Here is a 1,183-nt window from a genome sequence, read left to right on the forward strand (position 1 = left end):
CCTGGGGCTGATTTTTTTGCTGGCTATTATGGAAACCATTTACGTGGTCACCGGCAAAACAATCTACCGCGATATGACGCGCTTCTGGGGTAAGCTCTTCGGTATCAATTTTGCTCTTGGCGTGGCTACCGGCCTGACCATGGAGTTTCAGTTTGGTACTAACTGGTCATTCTATTCCAACTATGTGGGCGATATTTTTGGCGCACCGCTGGCGATGGAAGCATTAATGGCCTTCTTCCTCGAATCCACCTTTGTAGGTCTGTTCTTCTTCGGTTGGGATCGTCTGGGTAAAGTTCAGCATATGTGTGTCACCTGGCTGGTGGCGCTCGGTTCAAACCTGTCCGCACTGTGGATTCTGGTTGCGAACGGCTGGATGCAAAACCCAATCGCGTCCGATTTCAACTTTGAAACTATGCGTATGGAGATGGTGAGCTTCTCCGAGCTGGTGCTTAACCCGGTTGCTCAGGTGAAATTCGTTCACACTGTAGCGTCTGGTTATGTGACTGGCGCGATGTTCATCCTCGGTATCAGCGCATGGTATATGCTGAAAGGTCGTGACTTCGCCTTCGCTAAACGCTCCTTTGCTATCGCTGCCAGCTTCGGTATGGCTGCTGTTCTGTCTGTTATTGTTCTGGGTGATGAATCCGGCTACGAAATGGGCGACGTGCAGAAAACCAAACTGGCTGCTATTGAAGCCGAGTGGGAAACGCAACCTGCGCCTGCTGCCTTTACTCTGTTCGGCATTCCTGATCAGGAAGAGGAGACGAACAAATTTGCGATTCAGATCCCTTACGCACTGGGCATCATTGCAACGCGTTCCGTGGATACCCCGGTTATCGGCCTGAAAGAGCTGATGGTGCAGCATGAAGAACGCATTCGTAACGGGATGAAGGCGTACTCTCTGCTCGAACAACTGCGTTCTGGTTCTACCGACCAGGCGGTTCGTGACCAGTTCAATAGCATGAAGAAAGACCTCGGTTACGGTCTGCTGCTGAAACGCTATACGCCAAACGTGGCTGATGCGACTGAAGCGCAGATTCAACAGGCAACCAAAGACTCCATCCCGCGTGTAGCGCCGCTGTACTTTGCGTTCCGTATCATGGTGGCGTGTGGCTTCCTGCTTCTGGCAATCATCGCGCTCTCTTTCTGGAGTGTCATCCGCAACCGCATTGGCGAGAAAAAA

1 protein-coding gene is annotated in these 1,183 nt (G+C 51.7%); it reads left to right on the plus strand.

The features are described from left to right. A partial coding sequence (locus R7Z41_RS24060; RefSeq protein WP_318141645.1) for a cytochrome ubiquinol oxidase subunit I occupies positions 1-1,183 on the plus strand: 1,183 nt, incomplete at both ends.

It is taken from the genome of Vibrio sp. 1457, from assembly GCF_033340195.1.
Lineage (GTDB): Bacteria > Pseudomonadota > Gammaproteobacteria > Enterobacterales > Vibrionaceae > Vibrio > Vibrio alginolyticus.